Origin of the sequence: Paenibacillus sp. cl123 (genome assembly GCF_900101595.1) — a bacterium.
GTDB lineage: Bacteria > Bacillota > Bacilli > Paenibacillales > NBRC-103111 > Paenibacillus_G.
The window spans coordinates 45,765-63,417 of sequence record NZ_FMYY01000003.1 but is presented as its reverse complement, the minus strand read 5'-3'; the positions used below and the strand labels follow the sequence as shown (position 1 = coordinate 63,417).

The following is a 17,653-nucleotide window of genomic DNA, read 5'->3' as shown; positions in this document are numbered from 1 at the left end:
TTATCTGACTATCCTGGTGCTCCGGCCTGTGTCTTGCCCCGGGTTCTCCAGCCCCCGCAGCTTCCGGTTCCAGGCTCCCGGCTTTCCCTTCCAGCCTAGTTGCGCAGCGCCTTGCCCTTGGACAGCATGTGTTGCATCCGGGCTTGCGTCTTCGGCTCGCCGCACAAGCTGAGAAACGCCTCCCGCTCCAGATCCAGCATATACTGCTCCGTCACCAGCGAGCCTGCCGGCAGATCTCCACCGGCCAGCACATGCGCGAGCTTGGCGGCAATTTTCAGGTCATGCTCGCTGATGTATCCGCCCCGTCTCAGCCCGTAGGCTCCGAGCTGCAGCACCGCCTTGCCTTCCGCCCCGGCGACGCGGATGCGCTCCTCGCGGACCGGTTCATAGCCGCCCTGCACAAGACCAAGCACTGCCTTCTTCGCTTCGCCGATCAGATGCTCCGGATTCACCACCACCCGGTCTCCCGGCCCGAAAAGTCCGAGGGAAAACGCATCGTAAGCGCTTGACGATACTTTGGCCATCCCCACCGTCTCGAACGCCCGGTTAAGGGAAGGCTGCACATCCGCATCGGCATGTGCAGCGCTGCGGCTGCTGCGCAGCGCCAGCTCCTTGCAGCCGCCTCCGGCCGGGATCAGCCCGACGCCCGCCTCGACGAGGCCATAATAGGTCTCAGCCGACGCGACGATGCGATCGGCCGGCATGCAGGCCTCGACGCCGCCGCCCAGCGTCATCCGGTGCGGAGCGGCAACGACCGGCTTTTCGAAGCGCTTCAGCTGCAGCATCGTATTCTGAAACAGCCGGATGATGCTGTCGATCTCTTCCCACTCTTCGTCCTGCGCCTCCATTAACAGAATCATGAGATTCGCGCCGACGCAGAAATTGCGCCCCTGATTGGCGATGACAAGCCCCTCATAATTACGGCGCACCTCCTCTTGACTCCGCTGGATCATCGTCAAAATATCCGCGCCGATGGCATTGTTCGGCGAATGAAATTCCAGGCAGGCCACGCCGTCGCCGAGGTCGAGCAAGCTTGCCCCCGGATTGGACAGGACGACCCGATTGCGCTTTCTCAGCGCAGCCAGCGAGATATGCTCAGGCATCTCCTCCAGCTTGGCATAAGCTCCGCTGCTGACATAGAACGTATGGCCCTCCTCCTCGCGGTAAAAGGAGGTATGCCCGGCGGCGATCCACTCCTTGACCCAGACGGGGACCTCCGTCCCTTCCGCTTCCATCCGCTGCACAGACTTTGCGAGTCCGATCGCATCCCACAGCTCAAACGGACCGAACTCCCAGTTAAAGCCCCACTTCATCGCATCGTCTATCTCGCGGATCGTATCTGCGATCTCGCCGAGCTTCTCGGCGGCATACACCAGCATCGGCTTCAGCACGCTCCAGGCGAACTTGGAGTACCGGTCCCCGCCGGCGAGCAGCGCTTTCGTTTTCCGGGCGGCTCCCTTGGCCAGCTTTGCCGCCTCCAGCGCTGCCCCGGCCGGCTTGCTTGCCGCTCCGTATTGCATGGAATCCAGATTCAGCGATAAAATCTCGCTGCCGCCCGGCCCCTTTTTTTTCAAATAAAAGCCTTGGCCCGACTTCTCGCCCAGCCACCCGCTTTGCACCATCCGCTCCAGCACCTCGGGTACGGCAAATCGCCCGCTCTCCTTCCGATCCGCCGCTTGCTCAGCCACATTGTTCGCCACATGAACAAACGTATCCAATCCGACCAGATCGAGCGTGCGGAACGTGGCGCTCTTCGGCCGCCCCATCGCCGGGCCGGTAACCGCATCGACCTCCTCCACTGTGAAGCCTTGCTCGCTCATCTCCCGGAGTGTGACGAGCAGCCCGTACGTGCCAATCCGGTTGGCGATGAAGTTCGGCGTATCCTTCGCCAGCACGACGCCCTTGCCGAGCCGCCGTTCGCAGAACCGCTTCATTCCCGCGATGATTTCGGGATCGGTTTCCTTGCCGGGAATCAGCTCGAGCAGCTTCATATACCGGGGCGGGTTGAAGAAGTGAGTACCGAGAAAATGGCGCTTGAACGCCTCGCTGCAATCCGCCGACATCGCGTCGATCGAGATGCCCGACGTATTGGAGCTGACCACGGTACCCGGTCTCAAATAGGCTTCCAGCCGGGCGAACAGCTGTTTCTTGGCCTCCAGCTTCTCGACGATCACCTCGATCACCCAATCCGCCTCAGCGATCAGGGACAGGTGGTCCTCCAGATTGCCCGGCGTGATCCGTTCGGCGAAGGTATTGTCGTATAACGGCGCAGGCTTTGTCTTCTTTAGTCTCTCGATGGCCTCGGCAGCCAGCCTGCTGCGGACGGCAGGGTGCTGCAGGGTCAGTCCCCGGGCCGCTTCCGCAGCGGTCAGCCCGCTTGGAACGAGGTCCAGCAACAGGGAGGGAATTCCGGCGTTGGCAAGATGGGCCGCAATAGCGGAGCCCATCACACCGGCGCCGATGACGGCTGCCTTGCGGATTGGCGTCTGCATTTCCTTCATCATCCTTTCCTCTCCATTCCGAATACAGACTGTTCCAGCAGCTCGGCGATGTCCTTCGTCTGGACTACCGCCTCCAGCTCCTTCTGCTTGGTCCCGTCCTCCAGCATCGTCAGGCAGTACGGGCAGGCGCTGCTGATGACGGTCGGGCTGATGGCGAGCGCCTGCTCGGTGCGGGCGACGTTAATGCGCTTGCCGCTCGTTTCCTCCATCCACATCATTCCTCCTCCCGCCCCGCAGCACATGGCATTTTCCCGGCTCCGCTCCAGCTCGGCCAGCTCTACTCCCGGAATGGCCCTCAGTACATCGCGCGGCTGCTCATAAATGCCGTTGTACCGTCCCAAATAACAGGAATCGTGATAGGCGATTCGTTCATTCAATCGGTACCGGGGCTTCAAGCGCCCGCTCCTGACCAACTGCTCCAGCAGTTCGCTGTGATGCAGCACCTCCACCCCCTCCAGGCCAAAGTCGGGATATTCATGCCTCAGCGTATTAAAGGTATGCGGACAGGCGGTCACAATCCGCTTGACGCCGTAACGCTCGAAGGCCGCGATATTTTCGGCGCACAGCTGCTGGAACAGCAGCTCGTTGCCAAGCCGGCGAGGCGTATCGCCGGAGCCCTTCTCCTCGTTGCCGAGGATGGCGAAGCTGACGCCCGCTTCGTGCAGCAGCCGGACGAAAGCCCGGGACACCTTGCGGCTGCGCAGGTCGTAAGAGCCCATCGAGCCGACGAAAAACAAATAGTCGAAGTCCGGGTTCTCCTGCACCGTCGGCACCGGAATGCCGTCCATCTCTGTCGTCCAGCGGCTGCGCTCGCTGCGGCTGATTCCCCACGGGTTGCCCTGCCGTTCGATGTTCTGAAGCGCCCGCTGCGCTTCCTGCGGCATGCTGCCCTGCATCAGCACCAGATGACGGCGCAGGTCGATGATTTTGTCGACATGCTCGTTGCCGACCGGACATTGCTCCTCACAGCTGCGGCATGTCGTGCAGGACCAAATCTCCTCCTCGGTCATCACGCCGCCGATCAATTCGACGGACTCGGCCGCAGCGCCTGACGGGTCCGTCCCCCAAGCGGCCTGCTGCCAAGTCAGCGTAGGGCGGATGTCGGTCGAGGCCGCAGCAGGCACCGCGAAGGCTGACGGCGGAGCAGACGGTGCAGCGGAAGCAGACGACACCGCGAGGGCTGACGGGGCGGAAGCAGACAGTGCCTGCAATGAGGCTGCGGAGGAAGCTGCTGCGGAGGCTGGATCAGCGGATGAAGGATCAGCGGCCCCGGCCGCCGGCCATCGCACGCCCTCTGCAGCCGCCTGCGCATTCATCCGATGCGCCGAGGAAGCTGCCGGAAATACAAAGGCCGGCATCCACGGCGATTTGGACGTCACCGCCGCACCCTTTTCCACCAGATGGTCGCGGAGTTTGGAGATCAGATGCATCGGAGACAGCGTTTTGCCTGTACCCGAAGCGGGGCAGACGTTCGTGCATCGTCCGCATTCCACGCAGGCGTAAAAGTCGAGCATCTGCTTCTGCGTAAACTCCTCGATCCGGCCGACGCCAAACGACTCGGCCGTTTCATCCTCCAGATCGAGCTTTCGCAGCCGTCCCGCCGGCTCCTTGCGACGCAGCCACAAGTTGACCGGCGCTGTGATGATATGGAAATGCTTCGACTGCGGCACATACACGAGAAACGCCAGCAAAATGAGCAGATGCGCCCACCAGGCAGCGTAAAAGGCGGCCCCGGCCGCAGCGCCGGACATAAAGCTTCCGAAACCATCCGCCAGCCAAGAGGAGACCGGAGCGTAACCGCTTCCGGGAATTCCGAGCCATAACCGCTCGAAGCCGAGCGACAGCAGCACGGACAGCAGCAGCCCGAAAATAAAGAAAACGACGATGCTTGGCTTCCAGCCTCTTTTCAAGCGCGCCAGCTTCTCTCCATAACGCCGGAAAGCCGCATACGCCATCGCCGCCAGCACCAGCATCACGGTCAGCTCCTGAAGCAGTCCGAACGCCTCATAAGCGGGAAGCGGCAGCGGATGGCCTCCCGTCAAGCCCTTGACAATCAGATCCAGCGCACCCAGCTGCAGTACGATGAACCCGTAAAAAATCACGATATGCATGATCCCGCTGCGCTTATCCTTCAGCAGCCTCGTCTGGCCGACCACCTCGGCCAAAAACGGCCGCAGCCTCTCCCGAAGCCGATTCCCGAGATCAACCGGCTGGCCCAGCTTCATATACAAGTAGCGATGATATACAGCTTTCCCGAACAGAAAGACTCCATATCCGGTAATGGCCACGAACAAAACCGCATTCACGAATTGCCAGATCATCCCCGTCATCCATCCCCTCCGTCCGATCGTCAGAAACGCGTACTTTCAGCCACGCTCGCCTGAGAGCGGTTGCAACAAACACTCATAAAATGAAGCCGATCGAAATACGCTGACAATAAGCCCCGGTTTTTCCTAAGCTTATGAAAATGAATGAGTATTCATTCACGAATTTGAACTGGCAAAATCGATTGCAGACGCATCCTGGAGCGAATTCAGACGGCAGTTGACGTATAAAGCAGCGTGGTACGGACGCACAGTAAAGTTTGCGGATACGTTCGAGCCAACGAGCCAAAGGTGTCATGTATGCGGATTTGTGTGCAAAGAAGTCAAGAACCTAACTGTGCGCCAATGGGAGTGTCCGTCGTGCTATACGATTCATGACCGTGACGTAAACGCCGCAAACAATATAAAGAGAGTTGCGATCCAGCACCTCTCTTCGAACTGCGGAAACCGCAGGGATCGCTTGGTAGAGGTATCTCCGAAGGAAGTACCTGATCACTCTGCTTCGTTGGAAGCAGGTACCCAAGAATCCGCCACTTCAAACTTGGCTAAGTGGGGGAGTGTTCAAATTTCAAGAACAAGTCTGGGCGATCTGATCGCCCGCTTTCATGCCGGCGTCCGGGAAACGGAATCGGCGGATGAGGCCATCCGGCGTATATGCGCGCTGCATTACTCCGAGCTGGGGGGTAAAGTCGCCTTGGCGCCTGTGACGCAAATCGAGCTGCGGCAAAGCTCGCTGGAGCTGCGCAAAGCGATCGGCGAAGTCGTCAAGCCTTATATTCGGCTCATTGAGGAAGTGCGCCGGCAAGGAGTGGCGGAAGGTACGTTCAGAGCAAATCCGGATGTCAAGCTGACCCGGTTGCTGCTGTTCGGCGGCATGGATGAGGCGGTCACCTCCTGGTTAATCGCCGGGCGCAAGTATTCGCTTGCCGCCCAGGTCGACAAAACCGTGGAGTTTTTCTTGCAAGGCCTGCGTTCCTGACCAAGCTTGTACTCGCAAGGGAGGGCAAGAGCATGAACATCATCGTGCTGATGAAGCAAACCTTTGATACGGAAGAAAAGATTGTCATTCGTGACGGAGCGGTGGCCGAGGATGGCGCCAAGTTTATTCTCAATCCGTACGACGAATATGCCGTGGAGGAAGCGATCCGGCAGAAGGAGAAGCATGGAGGCTTCGTTACCGTGCTGTCGGTCGGCCCGGAGCGCTGCGCGGAGGCGCTTCGGACGGCGCTCGCGATGGGCGCCGATGAAGCCGTACGCATCTCCGGTGACGGCCTTGCGGACGAATTCGGGGTATCCCTCGCATTGGCTGCTTTTCTGGAAAAGCAGCCTTATGATCTGCTGCTGGGCGGCAGCTTCTCCGTCGATAACGGAGCGGGACAGGTGGCCGTGCGCGTGGCCGGGCTGCTGCATATTCCGCATACCTCCTCCATCACCCGCCTGGATATCGACGGCGACCGGGCCACCGTGCTGCGCGATGCCGAGGGAGACAGCGAGACCTTGGAGGTTGCGCTCCCTGCCCTGTTCACCGCCCAGCAAGGGCTGAACGATCCCCGCTACCCGTCGCTGCCCGGCATTATGAAGGCCAAGAAAAAACCATTCCGCCACCTTCAGCTGGCCGATCTGGGTTTAAACGAAGCGGATGTTTCTCCCCGCACAGCGCGGACCTCGCTTGCCCTTCCGCCCGAGCGGCAGGCGGGCAAGCGGATGACCGGGGATCCGCAGCAACAGGTGTCCGAGCTCGTCCGGCTGCTGCGGACGGAAGCCAAGGTGTTGTGAACCTTTCCGCGGTTGTACGGTAGGAGCAGGACGGAAACCACGGTGCTGCGAGCCTTCCCCGCGCTTGAGCGGTAGGAGCTGCATGTACACGGGTTGCCGGATTGTTTATGACATAACCTCTGGCAGCCGGTTTATTGTATGAGTAGCTAAGAAAAACTCTGATCGAAGTCCTTTCAAGGAAGAACCATTCGCGTTTTAGCGACAGTTTTTCTTGAGAGCAAAAAGTTTCACCGCGTTTGATAGCTATGGTGAAATGAAACTTTTTTACTCTCAAAAGTCCGGTGAATAACGCTCGGCCTGCTGCCGATCGGGGTTTCCACTCGCTGTTGCAGCCAGATTTTTTGATTGTTAGACCCCTAGCGACCGCTATCGCTGTTTCAACTCCCTATCGGCTTTCCGGCTTCTTTTTCAGCGGGCTTCTCGAGGATATCCGCCTTACGGCATCCTTGCGTACTGACGGAGAGAGGACAGGTGGATGGCGAGGAACTCTAACGGAACTAGCGACTCTTAAGCCGCTTTTCTCACAATTTTGCCATTCTTACGGAACTCAGTGACCCTTAGACGGGCAAATGGAGTGAAAAATGGACCGACTGGCTCTCTAAGGAGCTCCCAGTTCCGTTACAAATTGAATTCAGTCGATTCCATGCGCTTAGCGTCGCTGAGTTCCGTTACCATTCCGCTCTGTTGCGTGCACTCCGTTTTTTTGTACATTTACCCGCTCGATCGACCACTTACCGGTGTTCTAAAGCCGCCCCTGGGCTTAAATCACCAGAACGCTACCGAGTAGCCTGCTCCAAGACCGCGGGCGGGCTTGGAGTTAAAGGTACCGTTCCATAGGAGGAAAAATCCGCGTTCTAAGACTACAATTCAACTGGTGTAACAGAGCAAGCCGCGGACCAACACGGATCTCGATGCGTCGCTCTCCGTGGGCTTGCCTAACGAGGCAGCATATGTATGTCGTGTTAGGGCGAGGGTACGCGGTATGTGACACTAAACTTAAAATGAGCCTTCTTTACTCGTATAGCAAGGGAGGAATTCGAAATGAGCCACACTTATCTGGTTATCGGGGAAATCCGGGGGGGCAAGCTCCGTCAGGTGACGGGCGAGCTCGTGCAAGCCGCCAAGCTGGCCCGGCGGGACAACGGAGACCGGATCGTCGCCGCTCTGCTCGGCTGGCAGCTTGAGACGTTCGCCGGCGAACTGGCCCGCCTGGGGGTGGATCAGGTGCTGGTCGCTGACCGGCCCGAGCTCGAGCATTATAACCCTGACACTTATTTCCCCGCGTTGTCTGCCATTATCGAAGAGACAACGCCGCACGCCGTCTTCTTCGGACATACCGCCGTAGGCCGGGACCTCGCTCCCCAAGCTGCGGCACTGCTCGGGGCAGGGCAAATCTCCGATGTTGTCGCGCTGAAGCAAGACGGCGGCGGGCTGCTGTTCACCCGTCCTCTCTACGCAGGCAAGGCGTTCGAGAAGAAACGGTTTTTGCAGGGTCCGATCATCGCAACGTTCCGGCCCAATAACATTCCTGCGGCCGAGCCGGCAGACGGGGGGGCCGCCCCCATCACTGAGGCGACGACGCCCGCGCCCGCCGGCAACGCCTCCCTGCGGTCTATCGTCAAAACCGTCGTACGCAAGGCGGCCGGCAAGGTGGATTTGACGGAAGCCCGCATCGTCGTCTCCGGCGGACGCGGCGTAAAGAGCGCCGAAGGCTTCCGGCCGCTGGAGGAGCTGGCGCAGGTGCTGAATGCGGCCGTGGGCGCGTCGCGCGGAGCTTGCGATGCGGGTTACTGCGACTACGCGCTGCAAATTGGCCAGACCGGCAAAGTCGTGACGCCGGAGCTGTATATCGCCTGCGGCATCAGCGGGGCGATCCAGCATCTGGCCGGGATGAGCCAGTCCCGGATCATCATCGCCGTCAACAAGGACCCGGAAGCGCCGATCTTCCAGATCGCGGATTACGGCATCGTCGGCGACTTGTTCGAGATCGTGCCGCTGCTGACCGAGGAGCTGAGGCAGGCTTTGGCATAGCGGACGAAAAAAAGAGAGGCTGCGGCAAGCTTTAAAAACCCGGTGAACAAGAGACCGGAGAGCCGATGGAGAGTTGAAGCAAGCAACGATTAGAAAAACCGGCCTCGCCGCAGGCCGCGCGTTATTCACCCGACTTTATGCGCAGCAAACAAAAAAAGGAGCTCCGGCGCGATATAGGCCCTTTCCTCCTCCCGGAGGGTTATGGGACATTTATCGCGCGAAGCTCCTTTATATTTCTGAACGAGGATTCCGCTTAAAACGTGCTTTGCTTAGCCGACTCCCAGTCCGCCAGGAAGCGCTCGATGCCGCTATCCGTCAGCGGATGCTTGATCATGGATTCGATGACCTTGTACGGTACCGTCGCAATATGCGAGCCGTGCAGAGCCGCTTCGATGACATGAGCGGAGTGGCGCACGCTGGCGGCAATAATCTCCGATTCGATCTTGTGCGTTTGGAAAATTTGCGAGATTTCCTTGATCAAGTTCATACCGATCTGGTTGATATCATCCAGACGTCCGATGAACGGAGACACATAAGTTGCGCCTGCGCGCGCAGCCAGCAAAGCTTGCGTCGAGCTGAAGATCAGCGTGACATTTGTTTTGATGCCGAGCTCGCTGAAAGCTTTCGTTGCCTTAAGGCCATCGGCTGTCATCGGAAGCTTGATCACAACGCCTTCGCCGAGCTCCGCCAGCTTCTTGCCCTGCTCGACCATTTCGTCCGCTTTCAGCGAGATGACCTCTGCGCTGATCGGCTGGTTGCCGACGACGGAAATAATTTCTTTGACCGTCTCGAAAAAGTCGCGGCCTTCCTTCGCAATTAGCGATGGATTCGTCGTTACGCCGGCGATAACGCCAAGCTCGTAAGCTTTGCGGATTTCTTCTACATTAGCCGTATCGATAAAAAATTTCATAGTTGGTCCCCTGCCTTTTCATCGTTTAATGGTTAATCGTTTTATGCGAATTAAGCGAAATACCGGGCCTTGATCTGCTGCACGATAGCTTCCGGCGTAAATCCGTACTCGCGGATCACCTTGTCGGCTTTGGCCGATGCGCCGAACTTGCGGATGCCGACGACGAAGCCGTCACCGCCCAGCACTTCATCCCAGCCGGATGGATACGCCATCTCGATCACAACTTTGGCCTTCACCTGCGGGAGGACGACGGAGTTGCGGTAAGCCTCGTCCTGCTGCTCAAACAGCTCGCGGCTTGGCACGCTGACAACGCGGGCATGGATGTTCTCTGCCGCCAGCTGCTTCTGAACGTCCAGCGCCAGCGCAACCTCCGAACCGGTTGCGATCAGCTGCACATCCGGCGTGTCGCTTCCGCCCGCATCCAGCACATAACCGCCACGGCCGATGTTGGCGAAGGCAAGCTCCGACGTACCCGGCAGCACCGGCAGGTTCTGGCGGGTCAGCGCAAGCACGAACGGTCCTTGCTTCGCCTGAAGCGCATACTCCCAAGCAGCCGCCGTTTCGTTGGCGTCAGCCGGACGGAACAGCGTCAGATCCGGGATCAGCCGCAGCGAAGGAATTTGCTCGATCGGCTGATGCGTCGGGCCGTCTTCGCCGACTGCGATGCTGTCGTGGGTGAACACGTACACGACCGGCAGCTTCATCAGCGCAGACAGCCGGATCGCTCCGCGCAGGTAGTCGCTGAATACGAGGAATGTGCCTCCGAACGCCTTCACGCCGCCGTGCAGCAGCATGCCGTTCAGCGCTGCGCCCATCGCGAATTCGCGTACGCCGAACCAGATGTTCCGGCCTGCATAATTCGCTGCGTCAAATGCCGGAGCTCCGTTGATCATCGTCATGTTCGAGCTCGCCAGGTCCGCCGATCCGCCAAGCAGCAGCGGATTGGCCGCAGCAAGCGCATTGATCGCCTGACCGGATGCCGAACGCGTCGAGATCGGCGCGTGGTCGGCCGCATAGCGGGGCAGCTTCGCATTCCAGCCTTCGGGCAGCTCGCCCTGCAAAGCGCGTTCGAATTCGGCGGCAAGCTCCGGATACGCCTGACGATAGCCGGCCAGCAGCTCCAGCCACGCCTGCTCCCGCTCCGCTCCCGCATTCTTCAGCTCCGCGAAATGCGCAAGCACCTCGGCCGGCACATAGAAGTCCGGCTCGGCCGGCCAATTCAGCGCCTGCTTCGTCAGTGCAACCTCTTCCTTGCCGAGCGGGCTGCCGTGCGTGCCGCCGTGTCCGCCCTTGCCGGCTTTGTTCGGGCTGCCGTAGCCGATCGTCGTCTTGATCTCGATCAGCGTCGGGCGCTCCGTGTCCGCCTTGGCCAGTGCGATAGCCTCGGCGATCGCGTTGACGTCATGCTGCTCATCCACGCGCAGATACTGCCAGCCGTAAGATTCGAAACGGTTCTGCACACGCTCGGAGAAAGACATGCTCAGCTCGCCGTCCAGCGAAATATCGTTCGAATCGTAGAGCACGACCAGCTTGCCCAGCTTCAGATGGCCGGCCAGCGAAGCCGCCTCGGAGGAGATACCCTCCATCAGATCGCCGTCGCCGCAAATCGCATACGTATGATGGTCGACAACCGTATAGCCTTCCCGGTTGTATACGGCCCCCATATGCGCCTCGGCCATGGCCATGCCTACCGCCATCGCCACGCCTTGACCGAGCGGGCCGGTCGTCGCTTCGACGCCGACGGTGTGGCCGAATTCCGGATGACCCGGCGTAAGGCTGCCCCATTGGCGGAACTGCTTGATGTCGTCCAGCGTCAGCCCGTAGCCGCTAAGGTAAAGCAAGCTGTACAGCAGCATCGAGCCGTGTCCGGCCGACAGGACGAACCGGTCGCGGTCCGCCCACCGGGCGTTCCCCGGGTTATGCTTCAGATGGCGCGCCCATAGCGCGTAAGCCATCGGTGCGGCGCCCATCGGCATCCCCGGATGACCCATATTGGCTTTCTCCACCGCGTCGATCGTCAGCGTGCGGATCGTGTTGATGCTTAAGGTTTCGACTGCGGCCGTCGTTGTTGTATGCATGTGCTCCAGCCTCCATTTTTAGAATTAACAGTATCTTGATGCCTTGTTATCTATTATAATGAAAGAGGTTACATTGATATAATCGATAGTTTGTATATGAGATATAGAAGGAGTCTATATGATAAGCCTGGAATTATATAAAGTATTTTACATAACGGCCAAGTCGGGGAGCTTGTCGAAGGCGGCCAAGGAGCTGTACATCACACAGCCGAGCGTCACGCATGCCATCAAGCAGCTGGAGCAGCAGTTGGGACTGCCGTTGTTCGCGCGGACGGCCAAAGGGGTGGAGCTGACGAAGGAAGGGGCCGTGCTGCTGCCTTATATCGAGCAAGCGTATAACTTTGTGTCGCTGGCCGAGGAGAAGCTGAGAGAGCTGAAAAACATCGCCGTAGGGGAGATTAAGATCGGGGGCAGCGATTCGCTGTGCAAGCATTATCTGCTGCCGTTTCTGGAGTCGTTCCATGCGGAATATCCGAACGTGCAGATCAACCTGGTGCACGGCACGACGCCGGAGATCGTCAAAGAGCTGAAGGACGGCAAAATCGACATCGGCATCGTCCGCATGCCGGTGAACGACAGTCAGCTGATCGTGCGCGAGGGCATCACCCTGCAGGACTGCTTCGTGACCGGCGCCAAATACCGGGAGCTCGCCGAACAGCCCGTGTCGATGGAGCGGCTGCTGGAGCATCCGATCATTCTGTTCACCCGCAACAGCAGCTCGCGCAACTTTATTACCCGGCTGTTCAGGGAACGCGGCCTCGACCTGCATCCGGATATCGAGCTCGGAAGCGTCGATCTGCTGATTCAATTTGCCAAGATCGGCTTCGGCATCTCCTTCGTCACCCGCGAATTCGTCTCCCGGGAGCTGGAGGCCGGCGATCTGTTCGAGATCAAGCTGGACGTGCCGATTCCTGCGGCCCAGATCGGCATCATCACGCTGAAGAACATGCCCTTGTCGCAAGCCGCTTCCGCATTCGTAAGCAAGCTGGAGATGATGAACGAAGCCTAGGCAGCGGGCTAACCGCCTTACGGCTTCTTCAGAAGCCGTGCTTTTACCTAGAGATTAAACACCGGGTTGAACAAAAAAGCGGCGAAAGAAGCGCCCCCGCCCCTTTCCGCCGCCGCTTGCGCGTCCCACAGCCTACACGTTGACAGTCCAGCCATACACATCCCGCACCATGCCGCGCTGGATGCCGGTGATTGTGTCGTACAGCTTTTGCGACAGCTCGCCGACCTGACCGCCGCCTACCGGGTACAGCTGTCCCTTCCAGCGGATGCCTCCGATCGGGGAGATCACGGCTGCCGTCCCTGTGCCGAACGCTTCCTCGAGCGTGCCGTCCGAAGCGGCACGCACCAGCTCGTCGATCGAGATCTGGCGAGCCGTGCAAGGAATGTCCCAATCCTCCAGCAGCTCCAGCACCGCGCCGCGCGTCACGCCTTCGAGAATCGAGCCGTTCAGAATCGGGGTATGCACCTCGCCGTTGATCCGGAAAAACACATTCATGCTGCCGACTTCCTCGACGTATTTGCGCTCCAGCGCATCCAACCACAGCACCTGCTGGCAGCCGGCCTCCTTGGCCGCCGCCTGCGCCTTGAGGCTGCCGGCATAATTGGCCGCCGCCTTCACGGAGCCTGTGCCGCCTCTTACAGCGCGAACATCATGAGCCTCCGCCTGAATGTCGACCGGCTTCAGCCCTTCCTCGAAATAAGCTCCGACCGGCGACAACACAATGGCAAACATATACCGGGAGGAAGGTCTGACACCAAATGAAGCCTCCGTCGCGATCACGAAAGGTCGAATGTAGAGCGAGGTGCCTTCCTCCGACGGAATCCAGTCCTCATCGACCTGGACCAGCGCTTTTACCGCCCCGATAAATACATCCGCGTCAAGCAGCGGCATGCTCATCCGCTCCAGCGAGCGGCGCATCCGCTCCGCATTGCGCTCCGGCAGGAAAAGCAGCGTCTGACCTTCGCCCCCCTTGTAAGCCTTCATCCCTTCGAATACGGCCTGCCCGTAATGGAAGACCATCGAGGCAGGGTCCAGCGCCAGCGGCGCATAAGGCACGACGCGCGGATCATGCCAGCCTTGTCCGGCTTCGTAATCCATCAGAAACATATGATCGGTAAACACTTGACCGAAGCCCAGCTTGGACGCAACCGGCTTAGGTTTAGGACTGTCCGTTCGTTCAATTCTCACGCTTGGCATCATAGCAGAAGCTCCACCTTTCAGGCTCATGCGAGCATGGTTATTCTCTCTACTGTAAGGGAAGCCCCTTCATTGATCAATTCTGTATTTTCGATTAAAATCATAGATACGATCTATCAATAAACGACCAACAAAAAGGATGATGATCCCCATGGAGCACAGGCTGCTGGAGTACTTTGTCGCCGTCTGTCAGGAGCTGCATTTTACGAAAGCGGCCGACAAGCTGGGCATTAGCCAACCGACGCTCAGCCATCAGATCGCCTTGCTGGAGCAGCGGATCGGTGCCCCGCTTTTTTTGCGGATGGGCAAAAAAATTTACATCTCGGAAGCCGGCGAAATTTTGTACAAGCATACCGTGAACGCCTTTCACGAGCTTGAGCAGGCCCGGCTTGCCATCGACGAGCTGCGCGGGCTGAAGCGCGGACATCTGCGGATCGGCTGCTCCGGCAATCATCTGCTGACTTCCGCGGTCATCAGCTTTCATGAAGCATATCCGGGCATCGAGTTGTCCGTCACCGAGCTGGCTACAGAGGAAACTCGCGAGGGTCTTCTCTCGAACCGGCTGGACATCGGCGTCGTCTTCCTGCCCATCAAGGACGAGCATCTCGTCAGCATCCCGCTCTTTCATGATACGCTGCAGTTGGTCGTCTCCTCGCGGCATCCGTTGTTCGCTTCCCCGGCCGTGAGTCTGGCCGAGCTGCAGCAGCAGCCGGTCGTCCTGCTGCAGCCCAAGTTCCTCGTCCGGCAGATGATCGATTCATATTGTCTGGAGGCCGGATTCTCGCTGCGGCCGCTTGTGGAGGTGTCGACGCTTGACTCGCTGCTCGAGCTGGCCAGACGCGGCATAGGCGGCGCCGTCCTGCCGGCCTCTTATATGGCCCCGCTGCAGGACAGCCGGGTCCGCGCGCTGGACATCACGGACCCGGTGCCCGGCAAGAGCATCGGCATCGTGTACCGCAAAGATATGTATATGGGGGCGTCGATGACCGCCTTCATCCGGCATCTCACCGATCAGCTGGGCGCGGGCGGCCTCGCGTGACAGACGCCGGGCGCACAAGCAGCCTGCCGCCGAATCTAAAGATCCGTCGGCAGGCTGCAAATGACGACAACAAGACAGCAGGACGTCTCCGAGCTTCGAGCCTCAGCCTTGAACCTCTGCCTCGAACTTTTGCTTAAAACCTCTGCTGCGAACTTTTACTTCAAACCTTAGCTTTGAATTTCCGCTCTAAACTTCCACTCTGTCTTTCGCTTTAAACCTCCGCTTTAAACTTTTTCGCCGCTTACTGCTTGACGAACCGGTCCCGGTCCCACTTGTACGTACTTTCTATGTGCGCGCCTTGAGCATTGTCATAATAGCTGACTCGAAACGCATCCTTCGCCGTCTTCGTCAGCGGAATCGAATACCTCCCGTCGCTGCTGCTGACGAACAGGCCGCCGCCTTCCGTGTCCAGCCCCAGCTCCTGGATGCATTGCTCCGCCTGCTTCAGCGTAAATATTCGGTAAACGCTGCCATTGCTTGATCCGTATTGCCCGATCACAAAGTCAAGGTCGCCGTCTCCGTTATAATCATCGGTATAGATAGTAAAATCCCCGTTAAACGCAAGCTGCTCCCCCTGAAAGGACGTATTCAGACTGACCGCGTGCAGCTCATGGCCGGCTTCATCCAGCCATTGAAGACGGAACTCCCCCTCCCAATTTTTCCCCATGAACGGGCCGGGTGTCGTCCATTCCTCGAAATATCGCCCTTCCACCAGGGCTATGGCGATCTTGTGCCCGTTAGCCAGCTCGGTGCGCGAGACGGTCATCTGCCCTTGAACGGAAATCGCAGGCTCGGCCTGCATCGGAGCGCCTTGTACCGCTTGGGCGGCCGGGCTCGCTGATGGCTGAACTTGTCCGCAGCCGGCCAGCAGCAGTGTGCATATCATCAGAACCCTCGGAACTTTGAGCATTTCCTCTCCTCCTAGTCGGTTGCCTCTAATTTGCATGGGAATGTTGTCCGTCACAGCAGAATTGCTTTGCGCTTGCGGGGCATCCACCTCCTTCCTTCGGTTCGCTGCATCTATTAAATTCTACGAAAGCTCGCGTACTAATATACGGTACCCGAACGCGTCCAGCCGAACAGTCATTACTCCTCCCTCCGCGCCGACCTCTTCCATCGTCAGCGCATCGCGCCAGCCGTCCGTTTCCAACTGGCAAGTCAGCTCGGCAGGCAAAGGAGAATTATTTATCCAGATGGTGAACTGCTTTTCGCTGTCTCTGCGTTCATAGATCAGATACGATTTGCCCGCGGCTGCCTGCAAGAAATGAAAACGGCCGCTTTGCAAAGCTGGATTGGTCCTGCGCAAATGAATGATGTCCTTATAAAATTGCAACAGCTCGCGGTCCTGCTTGTCAGGGTCCCATTGCATGCACACTCGGCATTCGGGATCTCCCCCTCCCTGCAGGCCGATCTCGTCGCCGTAAAAAATACAAGGCGTTCCGGTATAAGTGAAAAGAAACACCACGGCCAGCTTCAATCTGCGCTTATCCCCTTTCATGACCGTAAGCGCTCTCGGCGTGTCATGACTGCACAGCAGGTTGAATATCACTTCATTCGTCTGCTGCGGGTAGCGCATCAGCAATTGTCCGATGCTTTGGGAAAACGCCAGGCCATCCATCGTATCGCCGGAGAAAAATTCGAGCACCTTGCCGGAGAACGGATAGTTCATAACGGAGTCGAACTGATCGCCCAGCAGCCAAGTCAAGGAATCCGACCACACTTCGCCTACGATGTAGGCATCCGGATTAGCCTGCTTAACGACTCGGCGGAATTCCCGCCAGAACTGATGATCCACTTCATTGGCTACATCCAGCCGCCATCCATCTAATTTTAACTCTTTGATCCAATATTCCGCAACGTCCAGCAAATATTTTTTCACCTCAGGATTGGCTGTGTTGAACTTGGGCATATGGGCAAAAAAACCGAATGTATCGTAAGTCGGAATACCGTCCCTCACCTCCACCGGGTACTCATTGATATGAAACCAGTCGGCATAAGGGGAATAAGGCCCTTTTTTCTTCACATCCTGAAAGGGAGGAAAGTGCTCGCCGCAATGATTGAACACCGCGTCGAGCATGACTCGAATCCCTCTCTCGTGGCAGGCGTCGACCAGAGCCCGAAGCTGCTCGTTATCGCCGTAGTGCGGGTCTACTTGTTTATAATCCATAGTGTCGTATTTATGGTTTGACGGCGCGGCAAACAGGGGCGTGAAATAAATCGCATTGACGCCGAGCTCCGATAAATAATCAAGATGCTCCATCACGCCCTGCAGATCGCCGCCGAAGAAATTGCTTTCGGTCGGCGGAGCGCCCCATTCGTCTATGGGATCGGGGTTGATCGCCGGATTGCCATTGGCGAACCGGTCTACAATGATCTGGTAGAAGACCGCCTCCTTGACCCAATCCGGCACCTTGAACATATCGGCTTCATGCAGATAGGGAAAATCATAATACCCTTCGGGCGGTTCCGGCTGTTCCGGGTAAAACCCGCCTTCACTCACCCATACCGTCTCGGACCCGCTCTTGCAGCAGAATATGTAAGACAGGCGCTTGAAGCGGGGCTTTACCCCGACCTGCCAATAGTCGAACAGGTTGTCGGAGGCTACCTTCTCCATCGCATACTCACGATGATAGGAGGCCCAATCGTATTTATCCCCGGCAAATGCGACGATCTCTCCCACATCGTCGCGTTTGGTCCTTACCCGCAAATGAATCGTTTCGCGGTCGTAGGCGTACGCCCAGCTGTTCCGCGTGCCGTGATAAAAGCATTCCTTAAGCATGAGCCTCAT

General features: G+C 58.4%; 12 protein-coding genes and 1 pseudogene. 6 read left to right on the top strand and 7 right to left on the bottom strand.

Going from position 1 to position 17,653, the window contains the following annotated elements; genetic code table 11:
- Positions 1-95: 95 nt before the first annotated feature.
- Positions 96-2,492 carry a 3-hydroxyacyl-CoA dehydrogenase/enoyl-CoA hydratase family protein gene (locus tag BLR08_RS06925; protein WP_072328860.1) on the bottom strand — a complete coding sequence of 799 codons (2,397 nt, stop codon included), beginning with the start codon at positions 2,490-2,492 and terminating at the stop codon, positions 96-98.
- A gap of 8 nt (positions 2,493-2,500) precedes the next feature.
- Positions 2,501-4,822 (bottom strand): heterodisulfide reductase-related iron-sulfur binding cluster, encoded by a 2,322-nt coding sequence (locus tag BLR08_RS31595; RefSeq protein WP_256257457.1) that lies wholly within the window; start codon positions 4,820-4,822, stop codon positions 2,501-2,503.
- Between the two features lie 172 nt (positions 4,823-4,994).
- Here BLR08_RS31595 and BLR08_RS31030 point away from each other — a divergent pair.
- The 4 genes and pseudogenes from BLR08_RS31030 to BLR08_RS06900 form a co-directional block, all read left to right on the top strand.
- A pseudogene (locus BLR08_RS31030) lies at positions 4,995-5,246 on the top strand (zinc ribbon domain-containing protein); the annotation flags it as partial.
- A gap of 120 nt (positions 5,247-5,366) precedes the next feature.
- Positions 5,367-5,804, top strand: a complete 438-nt coding sequence (locus BLR08_RS06910; RefSeq protein ID WP_305367644.1) for a TetR/AcrR family transcriptional regulator C-terminal domain-containing protein — start codon at positions 5,367-5,369, stop codon at positions 5,802-5,804.
- 32 nt (positions 5,805-5,836) lie between these two features.
- A complete protein-coding gene (locus BLR08_RS06905) occupies positions 5,837-6,601 on the top strand; it encodes an electron transfer flavoprotein subunit beta/FixA family protein (protein ID WP_072328438.1) in 765 nt (254 codons plus the stop codon).
- 1,041 nt (positions 6,602-7,642) lie between these two features.
- Positions 7,643-8,632 (top strand): electron transfer flavoprotein subunit alpha/FixB family protein, encoded by a 990-nt coding sequence (locus BLR08_RS06900; RefSeq protein WP_072328436.1) that lies wholly within the window; start codon positions 7,643-7,645, stop codon positions 8,630-8,632.
- A gap of 253 nt (positions 8,633-8,885) precedes the next feature.
- Here the strand turns inward: BLR08_RS06900 and fsa are convergent, their stop codons facing one another.
- Both fsa and tkt read right to left on the bottom strand, forming a co-directional pair.
- Positions 8,886-9,542 carry a fructose-6-phosphate aldolase gene (gene fsa, locus BLR08_RS06895; RefSeq protein WP_072328434.1) on the bottom strand — a complete coding sequence of 219 codons (657 nt, stop codon included), beginning with the start codon at positions 9,540-9,542 and terminating at the stop codon, positions 8,886-8,888.
- Positions 9,543-9,592: 50 nt separating this feature from the next.
- Positions 9,593-11,620, bottom strand: a complete 2,028-nt coding sequence (tkt, locus tag BLR08_RS06890) for a transketolase (protein WP_072328433.1) — start codon at positions 11,618-11,620, stop codon at positions 9,593-9,595.
- 118 nt (positions 11,621-11,738) lie between these two features.
- On the opposite strand from tkt, the gene BLR08_RS06885 reads away from it, so the two are divergent.
- Positions 11,739-12,629, top strand: a complete 891-nt coding sequence (locus BLR08_RS06885; protein ID WP_072328431.1) for a LysR family transcriptional regulator — start codon at positions 11,739-11,741, stop codon at positions 12,627-12,629.
- A gap of 132 nt (positions 12,630-12,761) precedes the next feature.
- Here BLR08_RS06885 and BLR08_RS06880 read toward each other — a convergent pair whose 3' ends face one another.
- Positions 12,762-13,829, bottom strand: a complete 1,068-nt coding sequence (locus tag BLR08_RS06880; protein WP_072328430.1) for a branched-chain amino acid aminotransferase — start codon at positions 13,827-13,829, stop codon at positions 12,762-12,764.
- Positions 13,830-13,977: 148 nt separating this feature from the next.
- Between BLR08_RS06880 and BLR08_RS06875 the strand changes: the two genes are divergently transcribed.
- A complete protein-coding gene (locus BLR08_RS06875; RefSeq protein WP_072328428.1) occupies positions 13,978-14,865 on the top strand; it encodes a LysR substrate-binding domain-containing protein in 888 nt (295 codons plus the stop codon).
- 241 nt (positions 14,866-15,106) lie between these two features.
- Here the strand turns inward: BLR08_RS06875 and BLR08_RS06870 are convergent, their stop codons facing one another.
- Entirely contained in the window at positions 15,107-15,775 is a 669-nt protein-coding gene (locus tag BLR08_RS06870) for an FG-GAP repeat protein (protein ID WP_072328427.1), read from the bottom strand.
- A 120-nt stretch (positions 15,776-15,895) separates the two neighbouring features.
- Positions 15,896-17,644 (bottom strand): alpha-glycosidase, encoded by a 1,749-nt coding sequence (locus BLR08_RS06865; RefSeq protein WP_072328425.1) that lies wholly within the window; start codon positions 17,642-17,644, stop codon positions 15,896-15,898.
- Positions 17,645-17,653 lie beyond the last annotated feature (9 nt).